Annotated in this window: 25 protein-coding genes and 1 riboswitch; of the genes, 23 read left to right on the plus strand and 2 right to left on the minus strand. The window is 38.5% G+C overall.

Annotated elements, in window-relative coordinates; all coding sequences use genetic code 11:
• Positions 1 to 156 precede the first annotated feature (156 nt).
• From HCJ55_RS10570 to thiE, 8 genes are all read left to right on the plus strand, one after another.
• Positions 157 to 1422, plus strand: a complete 1266-nt coding sequence (locus tag HCJ55_RS10570) for an MrcB family domain-containing protein (RefSeq protein WP_185518093.1) — start codon at positions 157 to 159, stop codon at positions 1420 to 1422.
• Positions 1379 to 2458, plus strand: coding sequence for a threonine aldolase family protein (locus tag HCJ55_RS10575; RefSeq protein ID WP_185518095.1), 1080 nt, complete (start codon positions 1379 to 1381; stop codon positions 2456 to 2458). The genes HCJ55_RS10570 and HCJ55_RS10575 overlap by 44 nt, the downstream gene beginning before the upstream one ends.
• 251 nt (positions 2459 to 2709) lie before the next feature.
• Entirely contained in the window at positions 2710 to 3633 is a 924-nt protein-coding gene (locus HCJ55_RS10580) for a M48 family metalloprotease (RefSeq protein ID WP_008946734.1), read from the plus strand.
• Between the two features lie 21 nt (positions 3634 to 3654).
• Positions 3655 to 4440 (plus strand): ChbG/HpnK family deacetylase, encoded by a 786-nt coding sequence (locus tag HCJ55_RS10585; RefSeq protein ID WP_185518097.1) that lies wholly within the window; start codon positions 3655 to 3657, stop codon positions 4438 to 4440.
• A 30-nt stretch (positions 4441 to 4470) separates the two neighbouring features.
• Positions 4471 to 4576, plus strand: a riboswitch (TPP riboswitch).
• 86 nt (positions 4577 to 4662) lie between these two features.
• Positions 4663 to 5337 carry a thiaminase II gene (gene tenA, locus HCJ55_RS10590; protein WP_185518099.1) on the plus strand — a complete coding sequence of 225 codons (675 nt, stop codon included), beginning with the start codon at positions 4663 to 4665 and terminating at the stop codon, positions 5335 to 5337.
• Positions 5330 to 6139 (plus strand): hydroxyethylthiazole kinase, encoded by an 810-nt coding sequence (thiM, locus tag HCJ55_RS10595; protein WP_185518101.1) that lies wholly within the window; start codon positions 5330 to 5332, stop codon positions 6137 to 6139. Before tenA ends, thiM begins: the two co-directional genes overlap by 8 nt.
• Positions 6136 to 6939 (plus strand): bifunctional hydroxymethylpyrimidine kinase/phosphomethylpyrimidine kinase, encoded by an 804-nt coding sequence (gene thiD / locus HCJ55_RS10600; RefSeq protein WP_185518103.1) that lies wholly within the window; start codon positions 6136 to 6138, stop codon positions 6937 to 6939. The genes thiM and thiD overlap by 4 nt, the downstream gene beginning before the upstream one ends.
• Complete coding sequence (thiE, locus tag HCJ55_RS10605) at positions 6936 to 7580, plus strand: thiamine phosphate synthase (RefSeq protein WP_185518105.1); 645 nt, start codon at positions 6936 to 6938, stop codon at positions 7578 to 7580. Before thiD ends, thiE begins: the two co-directional genes overlap by 4 nt.
• A gap of 26 nt (positions 7581 to 7606) precedes the next feature.
• Here thiE and HCJ55_RS10610 read toward each other — a convergent pair whose 3' ends face one another.
• Positions 7607 to 9022, minus strand: a complete 1416-nt coding sequence (locus tag HCJ55_RS10610) for a glycoside hydrolase family 1 protein (RefSeq protein ID WP_185503012.1) — start codon at positions 9020 to 9022, stop codon at positions 7607 to 7609.
• 303 nt (positions 9023 to 9325) lie between these two features.
• Between HCJ55_RS10610 and HCJ55_RS10615 the strand changes: the two genes are divergently transcribed.
• The 11 genes from HCJ55_RS10615 to HCJ55_RS10665 all read left to right on the plus strand — a co-directional run bounded on the left by HCJ55_RS10615 (position 9326) and on the right by HCJ55_RS10665 (position 16416).
• Positions 9326 to 9985: a GAP family protein gene (locus tag HCJ55_RS10615; RefSeq protein WP_008946742.1), complete on the plus strand. Its 660-nt coding sequence runs from the start codon at positions 9326 to 9328 to the stop codon at positions 9983 to 9985.
• A gap of 242 nt (positions 9986 to 10227) precedes the next feature.
• Positions 10228 to 10620, plus strand: a complete 393-nt coding sequence (locus tag HCJ55_RS10620; protein WP_008946743.1) for a PH domain-containing protein — start codon at positions 10228 to 10230, stop codon at positions 10618 to 10620.
• 96 nt (positions 10621 to 10716) lie between these two features.
• Positions 10717 to 11055, plus strand: a complete 339-nt coding sequence (locus HCJ55_RS10625) for a hypothetical protein (RefSeq protein ID WP_185518107.1) — start codon at positions 10717 to 10719, stop codon at positions 11053 to 11055.
• A gap of 45 nt (positions 11056 to 11100) precedes the next feature.
• Positions 11101 to 11286 carry a hypothetical protein gene (locus HCJ55_RS10630; RefSeq protein WP_008946745.1) on the plus strand — a complete coding sequence of 62 codons (186 nt, stop codon included), beginning with the start codon at positions 11101 to 11103 and terminating at the stop codon, positions 11284 to 11286.
• Positions 11287 to 11568: 282 nt separating this feature from the next.
• A complete protein-coding gene (locus HCJ55_RS10635; protein WP_185518109.1) occupies positions 11569 to 11853 on the plus strand; it encodes a DUF3130 domain-containing protein in 285 nt (94 codons plus the stop codon).
• Positions 11854 to 12222: a ribonuclease P gene (locus HCJ55_RS10640; protein ID WP_185503015.1), complete on the plus strand. Its 369-nt coding sequence runs from the start codon at positions 11854 to 11856 to the stop codon at positions 12220 to 12222.
• Positions 12219 to 13694 (plus strand): LXG domain-containing protein, encoded by a 1476-nt coding sequence (locus HCJ55_RS10645; protein WP_185503016.1) that lies wholly within the window; start codon positions 12219 to 12221, stop codon positions 13692 to 13694. Before HCJ55_RS10640 ends, HCJ55_RS10645 begins: the two co-directional genes overlap by 4 nt.
• A gap of 3 nt (positions 13695 to 13697) precedes the next feature.
• Positions 13698 to 14078: a hypothetical protein gene (locus HCJ55_RS10650; RefSeq protein ID WP_185503017.1), complete on the plus strand. Its 381-nt coding sequence runs from the start codon at positions 13698 to 13700 to the stop codon at positions 14076 to 14078.
• 216 nt (positions 14079 to 14294) lie between these two features.
• On the plus strand, positions 14295 to 14666 hold the full coding sequence (locus HCJ55_RS10655; protein ID WP_185503018.1) for an inorganic diphosphatase: 372 nt from the start codon (positions 14295 to 14297) through the stop codon (positions 14664 to 14666).
• A gap of 57 nt (positions 14667 to 14723) precedes the next feature.
• Entirely contained in the window at positions 14724 to 14912 is a 189-nt protein-coding gene (locus HCJ55_RS10660) for a DUF6440 family protein (protein WP_008946748.1), read from the plus strand.
• A gap of 82 nt (positions 14913 to 14994) precedes the next feature.
• Positions 14995 to 16416, plus strand: coding sequence for an InlB B-repeat-containing protein (locus HCJ55_RS10665; protein WP_185518111.1), 1422 nt, complete (start codon positions 14995 to 14997; stop codon positions 16414 to 16416).
• Positions 16417 to 16461: 45 nt separating this feature from the next.
• Here HCJ55_RS10665 and HCJ55_RS10670 read toward each other — a convergent pair whose 3' ends face one another.
• Complete coding sequence (locus HCJ55_RS10670; RefSeq protein ID WP_008946751.1) at positions 16462 to 17988, minus strand: class I adenylate-forming enzyme family protein; 1527 nt, start codon at positions 17986 to 17988, stop codon at positions 16462 to 16464.
• Between the two features lie 236 nt (positions 17989 to 18224).
• Here HCJ55_RS10670 and HCJ55_RS10675 point away from each other — a divergent pair, with 236 nt between their 5' ends.
• The 4 genes from HCJ55_RS10675 to HCJ55_RS10690 all read left to right on the plus strand — a co-directional run bounded on the left by HCJ55_RS10675 (position 18225) and on the right by HCJ55_RS10690 (position 24304).
• Complete coding sequence (locus HCJ55_RS10675; RefSeq protein ID WP_185518113.1) at positions 18225 to 19739, plus strand: flavocytochrome c; 1515 nt, start codon at positions 18225 to 18227, stop codon at positions 19737 to 19739.
• 233 nt (positions 19740 to 19972) lie between these two features.
• Positions 19973 to 20989, plus strand: coding sequence for an oxidoreductase (locus HCJ55_RS10680; protein ID WP_185518115.1), 1017 nt, complete (start codon positions 19973 to 19975; stop codon positions 20987 to 20989).
• 202 nt (positions 20990 to 21191) lie between these two features.
• Positions 21192 to 22877, plus strand: coding sequence for a molecular chaperone HscC (locus tag HCJ55_RS10685; protein WP_185518118.1), 1686 nt, complete (start codon positions 21192 to 21194; stop codon positions 22875 to 22877).
• Positions 22874 to 24304: a J domain-containing protein gene (locus HCJ55_RS10690; RefSeq protein ID WP_185518120.1), complete on the plus strand. Its 1431-nt coding sequence runs from the start codon at positions 22874 to 22876 to the stop codon at positions 24302 to 24304. The genes HCJ55_RS10685 and HCJ55_RS10690 overlap by 4 nt, the downstream gene beginning before the upstream one ends.
• The last annotated feature ends 13 nt before the right edge of the window (positions 24305 to 24317 follow it).

Genomic DNA, 24317 nt, shown 5'->3' on the forward strand with positions numbered 1-24317 from the left:
TATTATTTATGAAGACTATTCTTTTGAGGATTTCTCAAGAGGATAGTTTTTTTGTTGAACAAGCACTTTTTATAGTTAAATTCACAACAAATCTACATTCTTAGGTATAATGTATACGAGAAGATGAAAATACATTATATAAAAAGGATGTTTGTGATGAACTTAGTGGCATTATTAAAATACATGCAGGAAAACTATGGGGAGCAAAGAACCAATTATCCAATGGCTGGGAATGAAGTCGCAAAAAAATTTAAACAAGGTGTTAAAGCAGCCTTTGAAACCACCTTTTTAGGAGAGGATTACGAAATATCTGCATCCATTGGTACAGGCGGTTGGGCAAATGTACCTTGGATAGCTGTGCATGATAAAGAAATTAGCACAAGTGTACAAGAGGGAGTTAATATAGTTTATTTGTTTACAAACGATTACCAAGGTGTTTATTTATCTTTGAATCAAGGATATACATATGTAAATAAAAATTATAAAAATACTAAATTATCTTTAGGGAAGATTGCTCGTTTTTGGCAAGAAAATTTATCCACGTTAAAATCTGAAAATAGTTTTACAATTGACCCAATTATCCTCGGCCGGGAGGAATCTCGTTATACTAATCTTGTGAAAGGTTATGAATCTTGTAATATTTATAGTAAATATTATGATATTAAGGATTTGGAAGAAACTGATAATGATTTATTATCACAAGATTTGCTGCAAATGCTTACTGTATTTAAAGAATTAAAAGGTCATTTAATGTTGGATGACAAAAAAGGTATAGAAGCTACAATTGATTTCATAATTAATAATGGAACTTTCAATGAATTAAGCGAAAAAACAAAATCAGAGAAAATCGTTGAAATAGAAAAAAAGCGCAAATTAGTTTTAGGTAAAGAAGAAACGCATTCAAGAAATTCAGTAGTTAAGGAAGAAAAAGCACCTTACATCACCAAAAAAGATTATGCGAAAGAAGCTATCAGAAATACGGAAAAAGGATTGCAAGGGGAGTATTTGGTAATTAATTATGAAAGAGAGCGATTAACAAAGAATCCTATTACAAAATCCTATGCGGATAAAATTACTCATGTTGCTGAAAGTGGTGATGGGCATGGGTTTGATATTATTTCCTATGACATAAATCCAGATGCACCAAATGAAGTGATTGAGATTTATATCGAAGTTAAAACAACGACAGGGAATAGAGATGCTCCATTTTATTTATCAGATAATGAATTAAATGTTGCGAGAATAAAAGGTGAGCTTTATAAAATTTATCGGGTATATGATTATAATACAGCGCCAAAACTGAAGATTATTGATAATTTATTCGATGAGACCCTAGAAATAAAACCAATCAATTATATCGTAAAAGGAGTGAACCAAAATGACAAACACACTAAAAACCAGCTACCAAAAAACACCATATAAACTAGGCGGAAACGGTCCGCGCAATATTGGTGTTCTTACAGAAGCACTTCAAAATATAGATGATAACCTAGAAAGTGATATTTACGGAAATGGCGCAATTATTGAAAATTTTGAAACAAAAATTGCGAAAATTCTCGGGAAACAATCTGCGGTATTTTTCCCAAGTGGTACTATGGCTCAACAAATCGCGTTAAGGATTTGGGCTGACCGGAAAGAGAATCGGTGCGTGGCATATCATCCGCTTTCGCATTTGGAGATTCATGAGCAGGATGGGTTAAAAGAATTGCAACAAATCACGCCAATATTGCTTGGGACGGCGAATCGACTTTTGACAATTGACGATGTTAAAAGCCTGCGCGAGCCAGTTTCTAGTGTGCTTATCGAACTTCCACAACGAGAAATTGGTGGGCAGTTGCCTTCTTTTGAAGAGCTTGAGGAGATTTCGGAGTATTGCCGTGAACAGGGTATTTCGTTGCATCTGGACGGGGCGCGGTTATGGGAAATTACGCCGTTTTATCAGAAGTCTGCGGAAGAAATTTGTGCGCTGTTTGATAGCGTGTATGTGTCGTTTTACAAAGGAATTGGTGGAATTGCTGGGGCGATTTTGGCTGGAAATGATGATTTCGTGCAAGAGGCGAAAATCTGGAAACGTCGGTATGGCGGGGATTTGATTAGTCTGTATCCGTATATTTTGTCCGCAGATTATTATTTTGAAAAACGGATTGGGAAGATGGCGGAATATTTTAAGGCGGCGCAAGGATTGGCGGAGCGGTTTAATGCTTGCCCGGGTGTGAAGACTGTGCCGGAAGTGCCGGTTTCTAATATGTTTCATGTTTATTTTGAGAAGTCGGCCGATGAAATTGGGGCGATTTTGACGAAGGTTCAGGATGAAACTGGGGTTGGGATTTCGGGGTATTTGCAGGAGAAATCGGCGGATGTTTGTGCGTTTGAGGTTTCGGTTGGTGATGCGTTTGCGGAGATACCGGTGGATGTTTTGGATTTTTTATTCAGTAAACTTGTAAATTCAGTAAAATAGAATTAAAAACGATTTTTCAAGCCAGTATTTTAATTACTGGCTTTTTTATAGAATTAAAATCCAGTTAACAGTTAAATTGGGTTTTTTAACATCTATTTTTAAAAATGATATCTACTTAACATATTAATCCTCGTTTTTAAAGGTAAATGTAACTGAATGTTCACCAAGTTACAAGTTTTATTCATTATAATATATATAGAAGGGAGTTATGTTACGCAGGACTAGAAATATTATAAAAAGGGAATGAGAAAATGGAAATCAGAAAAAGTAAATTTAATTACGTCTATATCATTTGGACGACGCTAACAGTTCTTATTGCGCTAATGATTGTTAAGAAAATATTAGCAATCCCACTGCTAGTAGCAATAACGATCATTACTACTCTATTTGTTGGTGTATTTGTTTTGAACTATGGTCTATTTGGAGATTGGAGAAATAGAGTTAGGCTTGGTCTTAAGAAGCCAGCCACTCTAAACGAGGTTAATGGTTTAAATTCTATAAACGAAGAGGTATTTCAAAAAGTTAGCAGTTTCTACCCGAAAGTAAAAAAAGCTGAAATATTTGTAATAGCAGAAAATGATATAAATGCTTATGCATTGGGACAAAAGACTATTGGTATTACTAAAGGTGCTTTAGTTTCTTTGAATATAGGCGAGTTAAAGGCTGTTATTGCACATGAATACGGACATCTTGCGAATAGAGATACCTTGAATTTTATTTTGCTTAATACTAGCTTTACAATTTTAAGTATTGCATTATTACCATTATACGGTATAAGCTTTTTCTTTGGTTTCATATTTGCTTTCGTGGAAGGGATGCTCAGTGGAAACAGCTCGATTTCTACTAGTTTATTAAGTGTTGTTACAAAAATTGTAAGATGGAGCTACTTAAAGTATTATGAATTAGGCTTTTATTTTGTAAACTTAGGAAGCCGTGATTTTGAATATAGAGCGGATGAAGTCGCCGCAAAGGCTGGCTACGGTGAAGAACTTTTGAGTTTTTTTTATATGCTTGAAAAGGCGGATGGAGATGTGAGGAAAGGTTTGCTAGCTTTCTTGGCATCGACACATCCATATACGTCATATCGGATACAAAATATAGAAAAGTTTATAGGGATTTCAGACTCCATAAGTGAAGTTGAGTATCAAAATTATGCAAAATTAATTGACCAGTAATATCTATTAAGGAGGTTCCCCATGCCAAAACTAATCATCGACGCAGACGATTTTGGTCTATCCAAAGCCATCAACCACGGCATCATCGAAAGCTACAAAACCGGCATCACCACATCCACTTTACTCATGCCGAACCTGGAAACTGCCGAGCACGCAATCGCTCTCGCAAAAGATCACCCAGACCTATTCATCGGTCAACACACAAACTTCCTACTCGGAAAACCGTGCGCGGACCCGGCGGAAATCCCGTCACTTGTCGACGAAAACGGGGAATTCCATCGTTCTAAATACTACCGGTCTAACCCAGAACTGAAATTCCAATACGAAGATGTGCGCACGGAAACCATCGCTCAAATGGAACGGTTCAAAGCGCTAACTGGTCACTACCCAGAGCACATCGACTGCCACTCAATCGGTGATGAAACGGTTGACCAAGCTTTCTTTGATATCGCGCGCGAGTTCGGGATTCACACCACTTTAAAATACAGCGGTGATAAAAAATGGCCAAATCAGGAAGGTTATTTGCCAATCACTAAACTGCTGGAATCAGGCGCGCTTCCATACACAAATGGCGGTGTTTCGGTTGAGAACTTCCTTAATGATGATTTTGGATTACTAAAACTGGCACCAAACGAAATCGCAGAGATGCATTTTGATGTTGGATTTTTGGATCAATTTGTGTTGGATAATTCCTCCTACACGTTGATGCGGTGCCGAGAACTTGCGACGATTTGTGACGTTCGAGTGCGGGATTGGCTTCGTGAAAATGGGTTTGAGCTCATTTCTTTTGGGGATTTACAGCGTTAAAACTCTATGTTATGATAAACGCAACTTAATAAGAAAAACTGGGGGGGCCGATTCTGGCTGAGATTGGAAGGTAATGCTTTCTGACCCTTTGAACCTGTTTGTTAGTGCAAGCGTAGGGAAGTGAATGTGAAAGTGACCGGAAAATTTATCGCGGCTGCTGTTTCTTTGCTTATGCTAAGAGACAGTGGGCGCTTTTTTTATTGTGCAAAAGGAGGAGTTTGAGTGTTTGTTCACGGTTTTCAGGAAGAAGTTGGGGATTTATGGCAAGAAACGTTGCGGCATCCGTTTGTGAGGAGTTTGGCGGATGGGACGCTTGAGAAGGAGGCGTTTCATTTTTATCTGTTGCAGGATGATTATTATTTGTCGCATTTTGAGAAGGTGATTGAGAAAAGTGTGACGCAGGCGGGGACGGCGGAACTTGTTGGGGAGATGCGGCAAGTACAGGAGAGACTTCGGCAGTCGGAGTTGTTGATGCGCGAACAGTTTTATCCGCGGGTTGGACTAACGGAGCGAGATTTTTCCGAGCGAAAACCGGCGCCGACTGCTTATAATTATACTTCTCATCTTTATCGGATGGCGGATTTTGGTAGTTTTGGGGTGACGATTGCGGCGCTTTTGCCGTGTTATGCGCTTTATGCGGATATGGGGAAAAAGTACGAAGGGGCGCGGAGTTCGGAGCCATTTTATCAAGAGTTGTTGGATAGTTATGTGGATGAAAATTATCAAAAAGTGGTGTTGCAGCAGAAGTGGTTGGTGGAACAGGCGGCGAGCGTGGCGGATGCGCGGGAACTTGCCCTGATGAAACAGGCTTTTCAAATTAGTGTGGAAATGGAATGGGCGTTTTTTGAGATGGCTTATAAAAAACAAAATTGGCGTGGGAGTGTGAATTATGTTTGATTTTATGACGTTGGAAAAGGTGCAAGAAAAAGGGCCGTTGGTGCATAATATTACGAATATCGTGGTTGCGAATGATTCCGCTAATGGGTTGCTAGCGATTGGAGCATCACCGATTATGGCCTCTGCGAAAGAAGAAATGGCCGAACTGGCGAAAATGGCGGATGTGCTTGTGATTAATATCGGTACGCTGGACGGTGAGCTGGTGGAAGCGATGAAAATTGCTGGGCGTGCGGCAAATGTTGCGGGAACTCCGGTTGTGCTTGATCCGGTCGGTGTTGGTGCGACTTCATATCGTCGTAAAGTGGTGCAAGAATTGTTGGCAGAAATTCAGTTTGCGGCGATTCGTGGAAATGCGGGGGAACTGGCGGCGATTGCTGGAGAAGCTTGGGAAGCGAAAGGCGTGGATGCGGGCGTTGGGTCGGCGGATGTGCTGACTATTGCTGAAAAAGTGGCGAACGAATGGAGCACGGTTGTTATTATTAGCGGCGAAGTGGATGTGATTTCGGACGGAACGCGTTTTGCTAAAGTGGCGAATGGTAGTGCGTTGCTTCCAAGAATTACGGGCTCTGGTTGTTTGCTGAGTGCGGTTTGTGGTAGTTTTATCGCGGTTCAGGAAGATGCTTTTCATGCTAGTGTTGAAGCGTGCGCGAGTTATGCAGTGGCTTCTGAATATGCGGAAATGGAGTTAGAAAGGAAACTGCCCGGTTCATTTAGACCACTGTTTTTAGATGCTCTCGCTAGTTGGTCGGTCGAGAAAACTCGTGCCAAAGCTAAAATCCAAGAAAGTGGTGAACGCAAATGACTTTCCCACAAGTGTTAACGATAGCTGGTTCGGATTCAGGCGGCGGTGCGGGGATACAAGCGGATATCAAGACATTCCAAGAGCGCAGAACATTTGGAATGTCCGTCATCACGGCAATTACGGCGCAAAACACGCTAGGGGTAAAAGCGGTGCATAAAATCCCGGTAGAAATGATTCGCGAACAGTGCGATGCGATTGCAGAGGATTTCCAAGTGAGCGCCGTGAAAACTGGAATGCTGGCGGATGCAGAAATTATCTGGGAAGTGGCGCGGGATATACGTTTGCATAACTTCCCAAATCTCGTCATTGATCCCGTGATGATTGCGAAAGGCGGCACGGCTTTGCTTGAAAACGAAGCAACACAGGTTTTGAAAGATGAACTTTTACCGCTTGGTACGATTATTACGCCGAATATTCCAGAAGGCGAAGAAATTCTCGGAGAAAAAATCACAACGAAGGCTGAAATTGAACGAGCAGCTAAGAAAATTTATGATATGGGTGTAAAAGCAGTCGTAATTAAAGGTGGGCATAGCGAAATGACAGAAGCAGCTGATTTCTATTTCGATGGGGTAACGGCGAAATGGCTTACGAGCGAGCGTTTTGATACGCCGCATACACACGGGACTGGTTGTACTTTTTCGGCATGTATTGCGGCCGAGCTTGCGAAAGGAAATTCGCTTTTGGATAGTGTCGTGGTTGCGAAAGAATTCATCACGAGCGCGATTAAATATCCGCTTGGCATTGGCCACGGTCATGGCCCGACGAACCATTTTGCATACCGAATGGAGGATGGGAAATGAGAGCTGAACTAGCTGTATATTTTATCGCTGGAACGCAAGACATTGTGCGCGGAACGTTACCAAGCGTGTTAGAAGAAGCACTAAAAGCCGGAATTACGTGTTTCCAATATCGCGAAAAAGGAGCTGGCTCACTCCAAACTGCCTCCGAAAGAAAAGAAATGGCGCTAGAATGCCAAAAATTATGCGCAAAATACCAAGTTCCCTTCATTATTAACGATGATGTCGCCTTAGCCCTCGAAATCGGCGCGGACGGTATCCATGTCGGGCAAACCGACGAAGCAATTCGCCAAGTTATCGCGAGTTGCTCCGGCAAAATGAAAATCGGACTTTCCGTTCATTCAGTTAGTGAAGCAAAAGAAGCTGAACGACTTGGCGCGGTGGATTACATCGGCGTAGGACCAATTTTTCCAACGATATCAAAAGCGGATGCAGAGCCAGTGAGTGGAACGGCAATTTTGGAAGAAATTCGCCGGGCTGGAATCACAATACCAATTGTCGGAATTGGCGGGATTAATGAAACCAATTCAGCCGAGGTTCTCGCAGCAGGCGCGGACGGAGTATCGGTTATCTCAGCGATTACTCGGTCGGAAGATTGCAAATCAGTTATCAAGCAATTAAAAAACCCAGGTTCCCCCTCCTAAAAGGGCAAACCTGGGTTTTCTCATTTTTATAAATCTTCACCATTGGTCGCAATAACGTTCTTGTACCAATCAAAACTTTTCTTCTTATAACGATTTAGCGAACCTGTGCCGTCGTTGTTGCGATCGACATAAATAAAGCCATAACGTTTTTTCATTTCAGCAGTGGATGCACTAACTAGGTCGATACAGCCCCAAGAAGTGTAACCCATCAGCTCAACGCCATCTTTAATCGCTTCTTTCACTTGCGATAAATGGGCGCTCAAATAATTAATACGGTAGTCATCATTTACTGTGTAGTTGCCGTTTTCGTCTTGTTCTAGTTGGTCGATAGCGCCAAGACCGTTTTCTACGATGAAAAGTGGTTTTTGGTATCTATCCCAGAATTCGTTTAGGACAACGCGTAAGCCTTTAGGGTCAATTTGCCAGCCCCATTCGGATGCTTCTAGGTAAGGGTTTTGTACGCCGCCTAGGATGTTTCCTGCGCCAGCTTTGCGTTTTGATTCGTCAGCTGTTTCGGTTGTGCTCATGTAATAGCTGAAGGAAATGAAATCTACTGTGTTTTTAAGGATTTCTAGGTCTTCTTCTGTTACGTCTAATTCAATATTATTTTCTCTGAAATAGCGTTTCATGTAGCCCGGATAAGTTCCGCGGACATGAACATCGGAGAAGAAATAGTTTTTGCGCTCAGCTTCCATAACAGCGATAATATCGTCTGGATTGGAAGTTAGCGGATACGTTGGCATTGCTAAAACCATGCAGCCGATTTGAGCTTCTGGCATGATTTCGTGACCGATTTTTGTAGCCAGTGCGCTCGCCACAAGTTCGTGGTGGACAGCTTGGTATAAGTCTTTTTGAGATAATTTATCTGGGCTTGTAGAAATACCGCCACTCATGAATGGTGCATGTAAAATTGAGTTAATTTCATTGAACGTTAGCCAATATTTTACTTTGCCTTTGTAGCGATTAAATACTGTACGGACATAGTTTTCATAGAAGTCGATCATTTTTCTATTTACCCAGCCGTCGTAAGTTTTAGATAGGTGAAGTGGTGTTTCATAGTGAGATAAAGTAATAAGTGGTTCAATATTATGTGCTAGAAGTTCATCGAATAAATCATCGTAAAATTGTAGTCCTGCTTCGTTTGGCTCAGTTTCGTCACCATTTGGGAAGATACGGGACCAAGCGATGGAAGTACGGAAAACCTTGAAGCCCATTTCAGCAAAAAGTTTCACGTCATCTTTGTAGCGATGATAAAAGTCGATTCCTTCTAATTTTAAGTTATCTGATGTTGGACCGTCAGTAATGTGACCGAATCCGCCTTTTGGAGTAACATCTTGAACGGAAAGTCCTTTTCCATCAACGTTGTAAGCGCCTTCGAATTGGTTTGCAGCAGCAGCTCCACCCCATAAAAAGTCGGCTGGAAATCCTGTATTTGTATGCATGTTAAAAACTCCTTTTCTACATTTTAAAGTATCTATAAAAAAAACCAAATACTTTTCTAAATACATGCAAAAAAACATAGTACTTAGAAAAATATTTGGTTATGCCCGGCTTGCGTCGGTAACATTCCGCTTTATAGTTAAAATATAGCAAACATAAGCGGGTTAGTCAATGGAAACAGCCAACCAAAACTCCTGGGAAAAAAGAATTGTTTGTTAGCGAGGATTAGGGGGAAATAGGTAAATGGAATGGTGTAATGAGGATTAAGTCCTCGTTCGAAGTAAATAGATAGAGGAGGAGTCAACGTGGAATCAGCTTTTTCAGCTATTTTATCACCGGCAGTGGGGATTTTAATTAGCCCATTTCCAATTGTAGGTCTAATTTTGATTTTACTTAGTAACAAGGCACGGATTAACAGTATTTTTTATACGGTAGGTTGGATTGTCGGGAATATTGCTATTTTCTTTATTGGTTTATTCTTAATGAGTTCGGCGGTCAGTTCGTCCGGAGATCAATCAACCTTAGTCAAAGTGGTACTTATTGTGCTGGGGGCGTTACTTATTTTACTCGGCGCACACGATTTTACAAAACGACCAAGAAATGGCGAAACAGCCGCAACACCGAAATGGTTTGAAAAAATGAGCAATATTAAACCGGGCGGAGCGATGATTTTTGCGTTTGTGCTTTCGGCAGTGAACCCGAAAAATATGTTGCTGTCACTTACAGCGGGAGTCAGTGTTGGTGCGCTTAATTTATCCGGCGGCCAAGAAACAACAGCGACGATTATTTTTGGAATTATCGCGTGTTGCTCGATTTACATCCCGACGATTGCTTTCTTATTAGCAGGAAAACGACTTAATAACGTATTGGATAGCACACGCAAATGGCTTATTCAAAACAATTCCGTGATTATGGCCGTGCTTTTCTTATTTATCGGTCTGAGTGTGATTAGCAAGGCATTTTAAAAATTGGAATAGGTTACTTTTTCTTAGACAAGAAATTAGTAGCCTATTTTTTTCGTTGTTTTTGGTATTATTATTCACATAATATCTACATACTCTAACAATCCTGTGTGATATTATGAATTTACTTATTCATAATGGATTAATCCAAGTCTGATAATAAAACATGTTCATCTTTGAACTATAGAAGTGGAATTTGAATTTTTGTCGAATAAGAATATACAACAAAAAAAGGATGGATTTAAATGTTCGATAAATTGATGGGAAAAGCTGCTATTGTTTCGGAATCTTCATACGGAATTGAAAGATTTTTAGAAGAAGATGAAAAAATTATTCAAATCTTCAAGTTTATAAGAGATGAAGTAATTATCACTACTAAAGGGATTTTCAATGTAGACGCACAAGGTATTACAGGGAAAAAAGTAGAATACAAATTCTTCCCGAAAAAGGCGCTAAAATATGTTTCTATTGAGACTGCTGGAACTCTAGACCGCGATTTTGACTTAAAAATCGGTGTTGACGGCAACACAGTTGTGACGCAAAACACTTCTTTCTCCGCTCCAATTTCCTTAAAAGTGCATAAAAATGACACGGAAATGGGCTTTGCGCTTTATAAAATGATTAAAGAGATGTTATAAGATTTTAAATTAGGTGATTATTAGAAGAGAAGGCGGGGTTCTGTCTTCTCTTTTATATATATTAAAAATACGAACATTTTCTTTGGGGGGCATAATATGGATGAATTTATACTGAAATGGCTAGATGAGGAGGAAAGTATCATTCTTTTGAACGGATTTGATACAGGTTTTAAAAGGATACAAAATCCTGAAAATGAACAGAATTTAGTCGAAATGATTAATAATAATCAAACCGAATTATATGTGAATCGAGAACGCGATCGTCTTAATCCGTTAGATATTTCTTTTCCAGATGAATGGGAATCTCATTATCACAATCACGTTAGTTTTTTGGAGGAAGATAGTCAAAGCAATTATACTAATGGTTATTTTTATTTTGTGACAGTTTATCAAAGAGGCGAAGATAGGTTAGTGGTCTTTAAGGATAGTCATTAAAAATGTTCAATAAAATAGATGGGAAATGGATAAAAGAGGTGAATAATGAAAAAAATAGTAGATGATACATTTTTAGTTTTTGGTATGGTGTTTGTTTTCTTGCTAATAGCATCTTATTTTCTCCCGATTGGTAAAATCATAGAAGATGGTAGAGCCTTTCTTCTCATTTTTTTCATTTTGAATGTTGTAGGGAAATATTTACTGAATCAGAAAAGAGAAAAAAACAAATAATAAAATCTTTATTCATTTTGGAGTTAAATATAAAAAATCGTGTCAGTTCATCAGGGCGGGCACGATTTTTTTGGTTAAATTAAATAGTTTTGAAAAGAAGTACGTTTATTCATAATAAAAGTAAGATGAAATTCATCTAATATGAAAAGTTAAATTATTCACTTAAAAAACCGATTTAAAGCTAATTTTTTACGAATAGGTTCACAGAATGCTCACAAAAGAAGCGCGCTACCGGTGCTATAATGAGGGAGAAGGATTTATACATAGAGAGGAAGCATATGGATGAGAGAAATAAAAGTCAATGAAGCAACCTTGCAACAACACGCAACAAAATTGGTAAGCAAAAGCACCGGAAGTTATTTGCCATTAAAGAACGGGAACATGGCTTATTCCAGAGCTAATTCCATTAATCAATTGCGGTCGGCATTGATTGAGTTGGTGGACGTCGTGGAAAGTTTCCAACACGTGATCAAACAAGATGCGAACCGATTAAAGAAAATGGGAATCGCCTACGCTAAACAAGACCAAGTGATGGGACAAAAAATCAATCAGTTGGAGGTGCGTTAATTGGATAGCGCACACAGCCAGCTAGAACAACAACTTCAACAAATCAAACAAGCCAAGCTAACGGCCGAAACGAATGTCGACCAAACGAGAAGAAAACAAAATGAACAAGATTGGCTAGAAGAGGACAGTAACCAATTAACACAAGAAAAATTGGCTTTAATAGACTTTTTGCGGGGTGGTTGGCAAGGAGAAGAAGCCAGCAGTTTTCATCGTTATTTAGAAGAGCAGCAACATGAAGAATCGCAGGCTTGGAGACAGGACCTCCAAGATAAAAGAACCGATTTAGACACAGAATTACAAGAAAATAAGGCACAGCTCCACATGCTGGAAACAAAACAAGCCACTTTGCAGAAGGAGTGGAGTAAGTGAGCCGAATAGATATAGCGGAATTGAACGATTTTCTTCACGGTTTGCGCAGTAGTAACGCTGAAGCCAAAGCCATGATTAATAAAATCAAAGAAGCAGCGGCGAACTATTCTCAAGATAGCAGTTTAAAAGGGGAAGCTGTCACTACATCCAAACAGTATTTTTCTAGTACGTATACAAGTATTTGCCAGAGCATCATCGAAGCACTGGATGAAAGCGAGGAGCGACTGGCACAGTATATCCGCGAGTTCGGAAGCCAAGTAGACAGCTCGCCTTCCGCCAGAATTGATGCAGAAATCTTACAAGAAGCGATGGCGAAAGTTAGCCAGTTGCAGCGGAGAGAAGAAGACTTGCACCGGCAATTGACCGCGACCAATACGAAGCCGGATATGCAACAAGTCTATGCAGTAAAATCAAGAAGCGTCCACACGCAATTGCTAAAAGCCATCGAACAAGAGAACATCCTAGAAAAATATTTGGCTTTCGAACAAAGTCATGACCAGTTTTTTAGTGCATTAGCCGAACTCATTCAAGCGACTGGACGTGCGGTGCAAGAGTTGCTTCATCATGTGACTTTTAATGAGAAAACAGGTAGTTACTCCGTGCCGAAAAGTGCGACAGCTAGCTTGCAACTCATGAAAAAAGCACTAGATACAGCTCGGAAGGAAAACGATAAAGACCCATTTCCCGATGGTTTTGAAGATTACACCGTTTTGGCTTATACTTATATCAATGATCAAGGTGAAACGGTTACGATGTGGCTGTTGGAGCGGGATGGAAAACGGGTAGAAAATAAGGAATTGCAAGATTTCTTAGAAAAAAATGGACAAGAATTAGACCCGCTTCTTTATACAAACCTTTCCGGAGAAGAACTCGAGCGAAAAGTGAATGATTCGTGGAAAGATGGTATCAACTATTTAAATGGACAAAAAGTTTCTGGATTGTCTGGCGCCGTATTGAGGTCTTCTGCTTATGTAGCTAGCATGAAAGATTGGACAGATGATGCTGGGTTAACAAACATGGCATTAGGTTTAGGGTTTGGGATTGCAGCTGCAAGAAATAAGCCTGTGATTAAAGAGAAATTAAATCCCCCCGAAACGAAGCAAACAGTAAATGGTGAGAAATGGAATAATTATTTTAAAGAAAAATATGGTGCGGGAAATGTTAAGTGGAAGCCTAACTCATTTGAGGATATTATAATAAATCCAGAAAGATTGTATGGAAGTACAAAAAAAGAAGTTAGACAGATGTTGGGAGAAGGCTGGAAAGAGGAAACATATGGATCTGCAGGTAATGGTTGGAAATTTACTAATGAAGGAGATGTAATGGTATTTTACCACCCTGGAGAAGGAATACACAAAGGTTCCTATTATGGATTCTCATCAGGAGACACTGGTAAAGTAAAAATTGTTGGAAAAGATTATATAGATTTTTCTAAAGATAAAGCAACAATTATAAAATTTGGTGGTGAATAAAATTTGAAAAAGTTAACTATAGGTGGAAAGTTTGATTGGTTCATAGATACTTTAGAAAAAAGTGGTATGTTCATTTTGGAATTATCTAATGAAGAAATAGAAACGTTCATTTTTGAAGACTTCATAGTTGGAGTTACCTCTTTTTTTAGTAAAAACAATTTGAATGAACTGAAAGCAAATGAAATAATTGATGAGGATATGGAAAAAAATGCTTATCTTCTTAGAGAAAAAGTATTAAAAATTGATAATACAAACTTGTGGAATATTAATAGTGTAAGACAAAGTTCTGAGTGGCTAGATATATTTAGAAGGTCTGATGAATTGAAGAGTCAACTTAAGGAAAGATGGTCTGATGAAGAAATAGAGTATTTGAAAACATTATAATGATTATATGTTAATAAATGAAATAACTAAAAAATTAACAACAGAACAATCTTTTCAATAATAGCTTTTTTCTCTAAATATTTTAGGTATGTACATAATTAATTTATCCGACGAAGAAATTTAATGTAGATATAATTGATTATATAGCAGCTTCTTTTCGAGCGTAGATTGTTAGTTAAAGTTTTGCATAAAAAAACTTAGGAAGGAGAAAATCATATGGTTTCACGTAAACAATTAATCCATAAAACCCAACTTTCTAAAACAAAAAAACAAACCCTAAAAGTAACTATAGACCGCCCTATAGGTTATACCGACAAATTCGGCAATGTCTATCCGCTAAATTATGGATTTGTGAAAGGCATCATGGGTGGTGACGGGGAAGAGCAAGATGTTTATATTTTATCGAGAGAAATTTCTGGGCCAATTGAAACGTTTGAGGGTGATTTAATTGCGGTGATTACTCGGCATGATGATGTGGAAGATAAATGGGTAGTCGCACCTCCGAATGAGGATTTCAGCGTAGAGGAAATTAGGGAGAAAGTGCATTTTATCGAACAATATTTTGATTCGGAAATTGAATTAATTTAGATTGAAAACAAAATTTAGGTAAAGCATGTAATTCTCAAAATAAGGAGGCGAAAACTAATGGAAGAAAGATTCGAAAAAATATACACACAAGGAAAACTCAATATCATGGAAATTTGGGTTGATAAAGAAACAGGCGTACAGTATGTATACCATTTGGTCGGTTATGCGGGTGGGATGTCACCGCTTTTGGGTGCAGATGGAAAACCGCTACTTGCTGATTTATCTAAACTTAAAGACGCTGAGTAAAGCAAGGAAAATCACCCAAGTTTTTCGCCAGCCAAAAAAGGGAATTAACTATTAATAAACTTTTTTTGTCAGGAGGAGCGAGATGAAATACAAGGGGAAGCTGTTTTTGTATGTCATTTTATCACTGTTGATTGTTGGGACGAGTGCACTTTTTAAAATAGATGCACAGGCGGCAGCGGCACCACCTGCTGCGATTGATCAGATTTTTCCTGATGAAGCTTTGGCGAAAGGGATTCAAAACGCGTTAGGGAAATCTAGCACGGCGGATACGGTTACGCAAACGGAATTAGATAAGATAACAAGCTTAGATGTTACAGCAAAAGGTGTTCACTCATTAGTTGGGATGAATTATGTAACGAATCTAAGCTCTTTTTCTGTTGCGAATAATCAAGTGAGTGATCTTGGTCCGCTTGTGAATTTGAATAAATTAGCATGGCTCGAGTTGACTGGAAATCAAATTGGAAATCTTGCACCACTTTCTAATTTGACGAGTCTCGCAAGCCTATTTTTGGCGGGGAATCAAATCACGGATGTCAGTGCGCTCGCGGGGTTAGGGGATTTAGTGTTACTAGATATTAGCCAAAACAAAATTAGTGATATTCAGCCCCTAAACAGTTTGACAAAATTGTCTGCTATTCAAATGGAAAATCAACAAATTGTGAATGAAGCGCTGGATTTTGAGACGCCATTAACGGTTCCTATTACGGTTAAAAACATTGCGGGTCAAGCGATTGATCCAAAAAATATTAGCGATAATGGAGTGACTAATTATCCGAATATCAGTTGGACGTTGCCGAGTTTTATTGATAAGGTGAGTTATGATTTTAATGAGTTGGATACGGTTGGGAATGCGACGAATACATTTAGTGGAACTGTTGAACAGCCGCTGACGCAACATTTTATGGCAATTTTTGATATTGATGGGGTGGAAACAAGTATGCGTGTGGAAGCGGGGACGCTTATAGCAGAACCGGCAACACCGACGAAAGAAGGATATACGTTTACAGGTTGGTATGACGCGGAAAATGGGGGCAATCAATGGGACTTTGCAACGGATAAAATGCCGGCGAATGATCTAACTTTATATGCGCAATTCAAGATTAATAGCTACAAAGCAACATTGAAAGCGGACAGTACGATTTCTACGCAAATGGTTGAATACCAAGGCTTAATACAAGAGCCAGCAACGCCGAAAAAGGCTGGTTATACGTTTACAGGTTGGTATGATGCACCAACTGGAGGCAATCGATGGGACTTTGCATTGAGTAAAATGCCTGCGCATGATGTTACTTTATATGCGCAGTTTAGTAAGGATGCGAGTCAAGGCGGGGCTGGCCCGGGAACGGGTGGAAATGAACAGGTGAGTAATAGCGATCCAAGTGTCGGAAATCAGCAGTTAAGTAACGAAAAACTTCCTGGAACTGGTGATAGCGGATGGCTAGCAACATCACTGATTGGCGCAATTATTGCAGCAATCTCATTACTCACACTACGAAAAAAATAAAGCAAAAAGGCAACTGCATAACAAAGCAGTTGCCTTTTTCAAAAGTTATTTCTTCAATTCTCGTTCCATCTGCAAACGTTGTACTTTCATTGTCGCAGTACGAGGGATTTCGTCGTATTTCATTACCATTGGCTCATTCATGTGTGGTAAGTCAGAAACAGCTTTCCACCATGCGTCCCAGTTCATTTCGCCGTCATTATGAACAGCGATAATTGGCTGCGGACTACCGTTTTCGCCGCGGATGATAACAACTTCATCTAGGAAAGTAAGCGTATCAAGCAGTTTATCTTCAATCGCAAGTGTGCTATCAATCGTTTCAACTAAATCAACTTGGCGATCTTGCAAGAATAAGCGACCTTGCTCATCTTTCATACCGTAGTCGCCGCTGTCCCACCAAGGTCCGTATACATTTTCTTCAAAACGAGCTTCTTCTTTGTAATAAGTAAGAGCGCGTCCTTTGGAGAGCATTTGGATGTTGCCGCTAACGCCAGCTGGGACAGGGTTTCCGTCTTGATCGACGATACGAACTTCTGTTAAACCAGGTACGCCAATTCCCATATCGCGGGCATTTAGCGTTTCAATAGATTGCAATGTATGACCACGTAAAATCATTGGGCCACATTCACTTTGACCATAAATTTGTAAGAAAATTGGTTTTTTATATTCAGAAGTACGAAGGAAAACCGCCATTGTTTCTTTATTGATTGCGTCAAAAGTAGAATGATAAAATTTGATACTTTGGAATACGTCTGGTTTTTCGCGAGCAAGGGACGCCCATTGAACAAAATGGTTTGGATGTGTTTCAAGCACGTATGGTTTATATTCGCGTAGTACTTTTTCGACATTCGCTTTGGATGGGTTCGCAATTGGTAGTAGCGGGAAACCAAGTGACATCAAGGAAGATACGCCAATGTTAAAGCGAGAATGTACTGGTGAAATATGGAAAGCTACGAGCCCTCTTGGTTTGATGAAATTAAGAATGCGTCGTTGGTATTTTGTTCTCCAGCCCATCGAATTCGCGGAGTGGGCAATTAATTTTGGTACGCCCGTTGTTCCGGAAGTGTGTGTCATATAGGCAATCATATCTTTTGGTAATTCTTCTTGTTCGCAAGTGTAGCCGTCAAGTGGCGCTTTAAACAATTGTTCAGCATTGATCAATCTAGCATCTGGCAAATTGTTTAATTGGTGACTTTTCTCGGAAGTTTCGGAATCAAAAAGTAACCAAGGTTGGTCTAATCGATTGACGAAAATATCGATAGTGGACGCTGGGAGATGCGGCGAAACCATGATTGGCACAGCTCCAAGATAAGAAATCGCAACTGCTAAAATATAGGAATCGAATTTGGCAGATTTATAAACGATTACTTTTTCTTCTTTGCGAACACCGAATTTATGTAGATGAGCAGCTTTTTGAATAATAGCTTCTTCGCATTTTTTGTAAGTTGTGTGCAAGCCTAATTCTGGAAAAGTTACAAGCTCTTCATCAAAATGGATGGGCATTTCTGGATAGCGTTCAGCTGCATTTTTGAAATTGGTATAGAGATTAAGCGGTTCGTACTTTTTTATCGTCATATGGCGAGACTCCTTTAATATTTGATGTTGTTATTATATCACTTTGTCGAAATAATGAGGAGTAGTTATAGAAAACATTTACATCTTTGTAAAAAAGTCTGTAAATTGCTTTTTTTCTTATTTTGAAAAATCTTGGAGATGCCCTGTAAAGATATCTCAATTAGTGATATAATATGTTAATATAATCACAAACTATTGGATTAGGGAAAAATTTTCAAAAAAGTGGAGGTACAAAAATGAAAAAAAGGTTAGCTACAACACTCATCATGCTACTATCGCTTGCACTAGTCATTGCAGGTTGTGGCAGTAACAACTCAAGTAAAAGTGACACGGCTAAAGAGAAAGAGAAAACAGAAGTAACATCGGGAGCATCCAAAACTAGCTACACAGATCCATCTGAATTAAAAGATAAATACGATATCGTTATTGTTGGTGCGGGCGGCGCAGGGATGTCAGCAGCACTAGAAGCAAAAGCGAAAGGTATGAACCCAGTAATCCTTGAAAAAATGCCACTAGCAGGCGGAAACACTATGAAAGCCTCTTCTGGTATGAATGCATCTGAAACTAAATTCCAAAAAGAACAAGGAATTAATGATAGCAACGACAAATTTTACGAAGAAACATTAAAAGGTGGTCACGGAACAAACGATAAAGCTATGCTTCGTTTTTTCGTAGACAATTCCGCCAGCGCGATTGACTGGTTGGACTCTATGGACATTAAATTAAACAACTTAACAATCACAGGCGGAATGAGCGAAAAACGTACACACCGTCCGGAAGATGGTTCGGCTGTTGGTAAATACTTAGTAGACGGTTTACTAAAAAATGTTCAAGAACAAAAAATCCCAGTTTTCGTTAATGCAGACGTAAAAGAAATTACGCAAAAAGACGGCAAAGTAACTGGTGTTAAAGTAAAATTAAACAATAATGACGAAAAAACAATTAGTTCAAATGCAGTAGTTGTAACAACTGGCGGTTACGGAGCTAATAAAGATATGATTGAAAAAGAACGCCCAGACTTAAAAGGCTATGTAACAACGAACCAAGAAGGAAGTACTGGCGACGGTATTAAAATGATCGAAAAACTTGGCGGAACAACAGTGGATATGGATCAAATCCAAGTTCACCCAACAGTTCAACAAGATAAATCTTACCTTATCGGTGAAGCAGTTCGTGGCGAAGGTGCCATTTTAGTTTCAGCGCAAGGTAACCGTTTTGGCAATGAGTTAGACACACGTGATAACGTAACAGCTTCTATCAACAAATTACCAGAAAAAACAGCGTACCTAATTTTCGATGCTGGCGTTAAAGAGCGCGTAAAAGCAATCGCGCAATACGAAGAAATGGGCTTTGTTGAAGAAGGTAAAACAATTGATGAATTAGCTGGTAAAATCAATGTTTCCAAAGAAAACCTAGCTAAAACAGTAGATACTTGGAATGCAAGCGTGAAAAACAAAAAAGACGAAGCATTCGGTAGAACAACTGCAATGGATAATGATTTATCTAAAGCACCATATTACGCAATCAAAATCGGCCCAGGAATTCACTATACAATGGGTGGCGTAAAAATCAACACAAATACAGAAGTTTTAGACAAAGACGGTAAACCAATCACTGGCCTATTTGCTGCGGGAGAAGTAACTGGTGGCTTACACGGGGAAAACCGTATTGGCGGAAACTCTGTTGCTGAAATCATTATCTTCGGACGTCAAGCTGGCGACAAATCAGCTGAATTTGTAAAAGCACAATAAAAATTTCTTAACCAATAGTGACTGTGATTAATGGAACTTTAAAACTTGCTAAGACGCTTTAAATAGACGTTTTAGCAAGTTTTTTATTGGCTAAAAGGAGCGATAGTGTAGTACTATGGAGAGGTGAGGAATGAAATTATGAACGAATATGATTGATTTGACCTCGGTATAAGTACTTGTACAAACTTTTCTCAGCGAAGGCGGTTAGTTTGTTAAAATAAGGAGGAAATAATATGTTGAAAATGGGTTTTATCGGAAACGGAAAAAGTACGAATAGATATCATTTACCGTTTATTTTGGAGCGGGATAATATTGAAGTGAAGACGATTTATAATCGCAATCCTAAAACAGCTACATGGGATAAAATTGAAGGTGTCCACTACACAACAGACTTAGACGAGCTGTTAAAAGACCCAGAAATCCAGTTAATTACTATTTCTACAACACAAAGTTCTCATTACGAATATGCCAAAATGGTATTAGAAAACGGTAAAAATGTGCTTGTTGAAAAACCATTTATGATGACTTACGACGAAGCTAAAGAAATTTTCGAATTGGCTAAAGAACGCGGCTTGCTTGTTCAATGTTACCAAAATCGTCGTTTCGATTCCGATTTCCTTACTGCGCAAAAAGTAATTGAAAGCGGAAAATTGGGCGAACTTTTGGAAGTGGAAATGCATTATGACTATTTCCGCCCAGAAATTCCAGAATCCGTGCATGAATTTAAATTTTACGACAGCTATTTATATGGTCATGGCTGCCACACAATCGACCAAGTGCTATCTTACTTCGGCAAACCGGACCACATTCATTACGACGTGCGCCAACTGCTCGGCGAAGGACGTATGAACGACTATTTCGACCTTGATTTATATTACGGCGTAACAAAAGTATCCGTAAAATCCAGCTATTTCCGCATAAAAGCCCGTCCAAGCTTCGTGTTATACGGCAAAAAAGGAACCTTTACAAAAGAAACAAAAGACCGCCAAGAAGAACATTTAAAATTATTTTACATGCCAAGCAACCCGGACTTTGGAATCGATTTGCCAGAGCATTACGGAACGCTTACGTATGTGGATGATGCAGGAGTTTGGCACGAAGAGAAAGTAATCTCTGAGGTTGGCGATTATGGTCGCGTATATGATGATTTGTATGAAGCGATTATTAATGGCAAACCGAAACAAGTGACGGATGAAGAAACGTTGCTGCAAATGGAAATTTTGGAAAAAGGTGTCGAGAGTTGTAAGTAATGATAGAGTGCCCGCGGGAGAAATCTCGTGGGCTTTTTTTGTGCAATAGAACAATTTATTTCTGCAAAAAAACTCATTTTGTGACAATTCAATGAATTTTTGAAACGCACCTCATTTTTAACTGGATTCTTGCTATACTTAATTAGATAAGTAGTGAGAGTTATATAGAAATAAAAAGATACATACAACGGGAGGAAGCAGAATGACAACATTAGGGATAGACTTAGGAACATCGAATAGTTTAGTAGCATATTGGAATGAGGATAAAGCTGTATTGATACCAAACGTTTTTGGAGATTTTCTAACGCCATCTGTGGTCGGTGTAGATGATAACGGTGAGTTTTTAATTGGGAAAATTGCTAAAGAACGTCTAACTTCAGACCCTGACAAAACAGCGGCAGTTTTTAAAAGATTTATGGGGACAGAAAAGAATTATTACTTGGGTAAGCAAGCTTTTTCAGCTACGGATTTATCTAGTTTTGTTTTAAAATCTTTAAAAGAAGATGCAGAGAAATTTCTGGGTGAGACATGTACAGAAGCAGTAATTAGTGTGCCTGCCTATTTTAATAATTCACAACGAAAAGCAACGATTGATGCGGCCTTTTTAGCTGGGTTGAAAGTAGAAAGATTAATTAGTGAGCCAACCGCGGCTGCAATTGCTTACGGAATCCATGAACAAAATGATACAACTTTGATGGTAATTGATATTGGTGGAGGCACTTTTGACGTTTCGATTTTGGAAATGTTTGATGGTGTCATGCAAGTAATTGCGATTGGCGGAAATAATTATTTAGGTGGCGAAGATTTTACAAGTGTTATTATTGAAGATTTTTTGAGTAAAAACGACTTGAAAAAAGATAATTTGTCTCCGGAAGATTTTGCATCACTTTATAAACAAGCAGAAGATGCGAAGAAATCTGTTTGTCATGCGAAAATAGGTGAAATAGCGTTAAATGAAATAAATTATACAATCACAGAAAAGCAATTTGAGATAATTAGCCAACCATTAATTTTAAAATTACGCGAACCAATCATTCAAGCTTTAAAAGATGCTGATTTAAAACCGGTTGATATTGAACAAGTAGTACTTATCGGCGGGGCTACAAAAATGCCAAATATTAAAAGTTTTACAAGTAAATTTTTAGGCAAGATACCTTTTATGCACATCAATCCTGATGAAACAGTGGGGCTTGGCGCTGCAGTTCAAGCGGCCTTAAAAGAACGCCACGAGTCACTGGAAGAGTTCGTATTGACGGATGTTTGCGCGCACACGCTCGGCACGGAAATAGTAAAGGAGATTGGCCCTAACAGATACCAAGAAGGTATTTTTTCACCAATTATTGAGCGGAATACAACGATACCAGTAAGCCGTGTGGAGAATTATTATACGATTTCGGATAATCAATCTCATATAGAATTTGGAGTATATCAAGGAGAAAGTAGAAACGTTAAAGATAATCTTAAACTTGGAGAATTACTAGTGTCACTACCTCCAGAAACTAAAGCAGGATCTAAAATGGAAGTGCGCTTTACCTATGATAAAAATGGAATTCTTGAAGTATTAGTAAAAACAGTAGCTACAGGAGAAGTAAAGCAGCTAATTATTCAAAATAATCCGGGGGCAATGTCAAAAAAAGAGTTGGAAGAACAATTAGAAAAATTAAGTCATCTTAAAATACATCCGCGGGATCGTTCTGAAAACCGACTTTTACTTGCAAGAGCAGATAGAATATATCAAATGTCTTTAGGTGAAAGACGAAGATTTATAGAATTCTTAATCGCTGAGTTTGAACAGGTAGTTGAAACACAAGATGAGAAGAAAATAGAAGCTCAATGTGAGAAGCTTAAACAACAACTAGATGAATTTGAAGGAGTGAACTGGGATTGACAGTTTGGGAAATACTACAAATAGAAAAGACAACAGACAAACGTGCAATCAAGCGTGCTTATGCCAAAGCACTCAAATATACACATCCAGATGACGACCCAGCAGCTTTTCAAAAATTAAAAGAGTCCTTTGATATAGCTTTAAAATATCAAGAATCTGATTGGGATATGGACGATTTCGAACCGATAGTATTTTCGGTGGCTAATGATGAAAATAATACGGATGAGCAAACTGCGAAAAAACCACAATTGCAACTTGAACCACTAGAGCTAGAAGAGAAAGAGCCTTCTTTTATGGAACAATTGAATGTTGTTTTTGCGAACTTTAGTGAGAGGATAAATATTGAAGTTTGGCGTGATTTACTCCAAACCGATAGCTCGTTTAGTATGGATGGATATGATAGTAATAAGACGTATTTAGCGAATTTTATAGCTGAAAATGCAATGTTTCTTCCAAAAGAGATAATTAAATTAGCTTTTGAATTATATAATTTGGATGAAATAGTTTTAAATAGCTTTAATGAGAGGCTCGCAATAAACTTACGTAATGCGAAGAACCTTCCGCCATTTTCTTTTGAGGCATTAGAAAACTTGGATGAACACTCACGGAATACGTTTATTATGACACGCTATGCTGCTTATAATTGTTTAGAGCGGCGTGGTATAGAAAGTCACATTAAACGCGCAAAAATCATTTTTGCTAGCGATCCAGATCTTGAACTGATAGATATTATTAGTAGTACAGGAAAACTTAATCAAGCAACAATTTTAAAGAGAATCAATCAATTTATTGAAAAAAATCCAGAAAACCCAACAGCTCGCATGTATCGAATGTTTCTTAATCAAAAAATGAAAAATCCAATTAATCTGGATGATTTAGAATATGCTCTGTTGGACACGTATTTCTCGGTTCCTAAAGAGAATGAGTTTTTTGATGACATCATTTACCATGTAGATAAAAATAAGTTATTAGGTTTCATCTATTTTGAGTTGGAAAAATATCCTACGGCGTATAGTTATTTAATCAAAGCTGCTGATACGAGCGTGAAATCGGTTAGAGATAGAATTGCTTTTTGTTTAAAATTAGATTTAAAAAAAGAAAAAGAAACAACTAAAAATAAAGCACGAATTCAAGATATTTCGACTGAACTAAGCTTTTACTCAATATTTGCATATGAACTTTGGTATTTGAAATTGCGGGCGAAAAATGTATTCAGTGTATTGTTTAGTATAGCGAAAGTAGCTATATTGATTATGCTTTTAACTTCAATCTTTGGAGAAGACCTTAATTTTTGGCGAGTATTTTGGATATTTTTTTTCAGTATGACTATAGGCGTACATTTACTTTTCAGGAAAAACATATGGATAAAGCATAGAGATGAAAATAGAGAGGAATATTATCGAAATAAGTTTGCTGATATTAAATAATTATAATAAACAA

Origin of the sequence: Listeria marthii (assembly GCF_014227425.1) — a bacterium.
Classification (GTDB): domain Bacteria; phylum Bacillota; class Bacilli; order Lactobacillales; family Listeriaceae; genus Listeria; species Listeria marthii.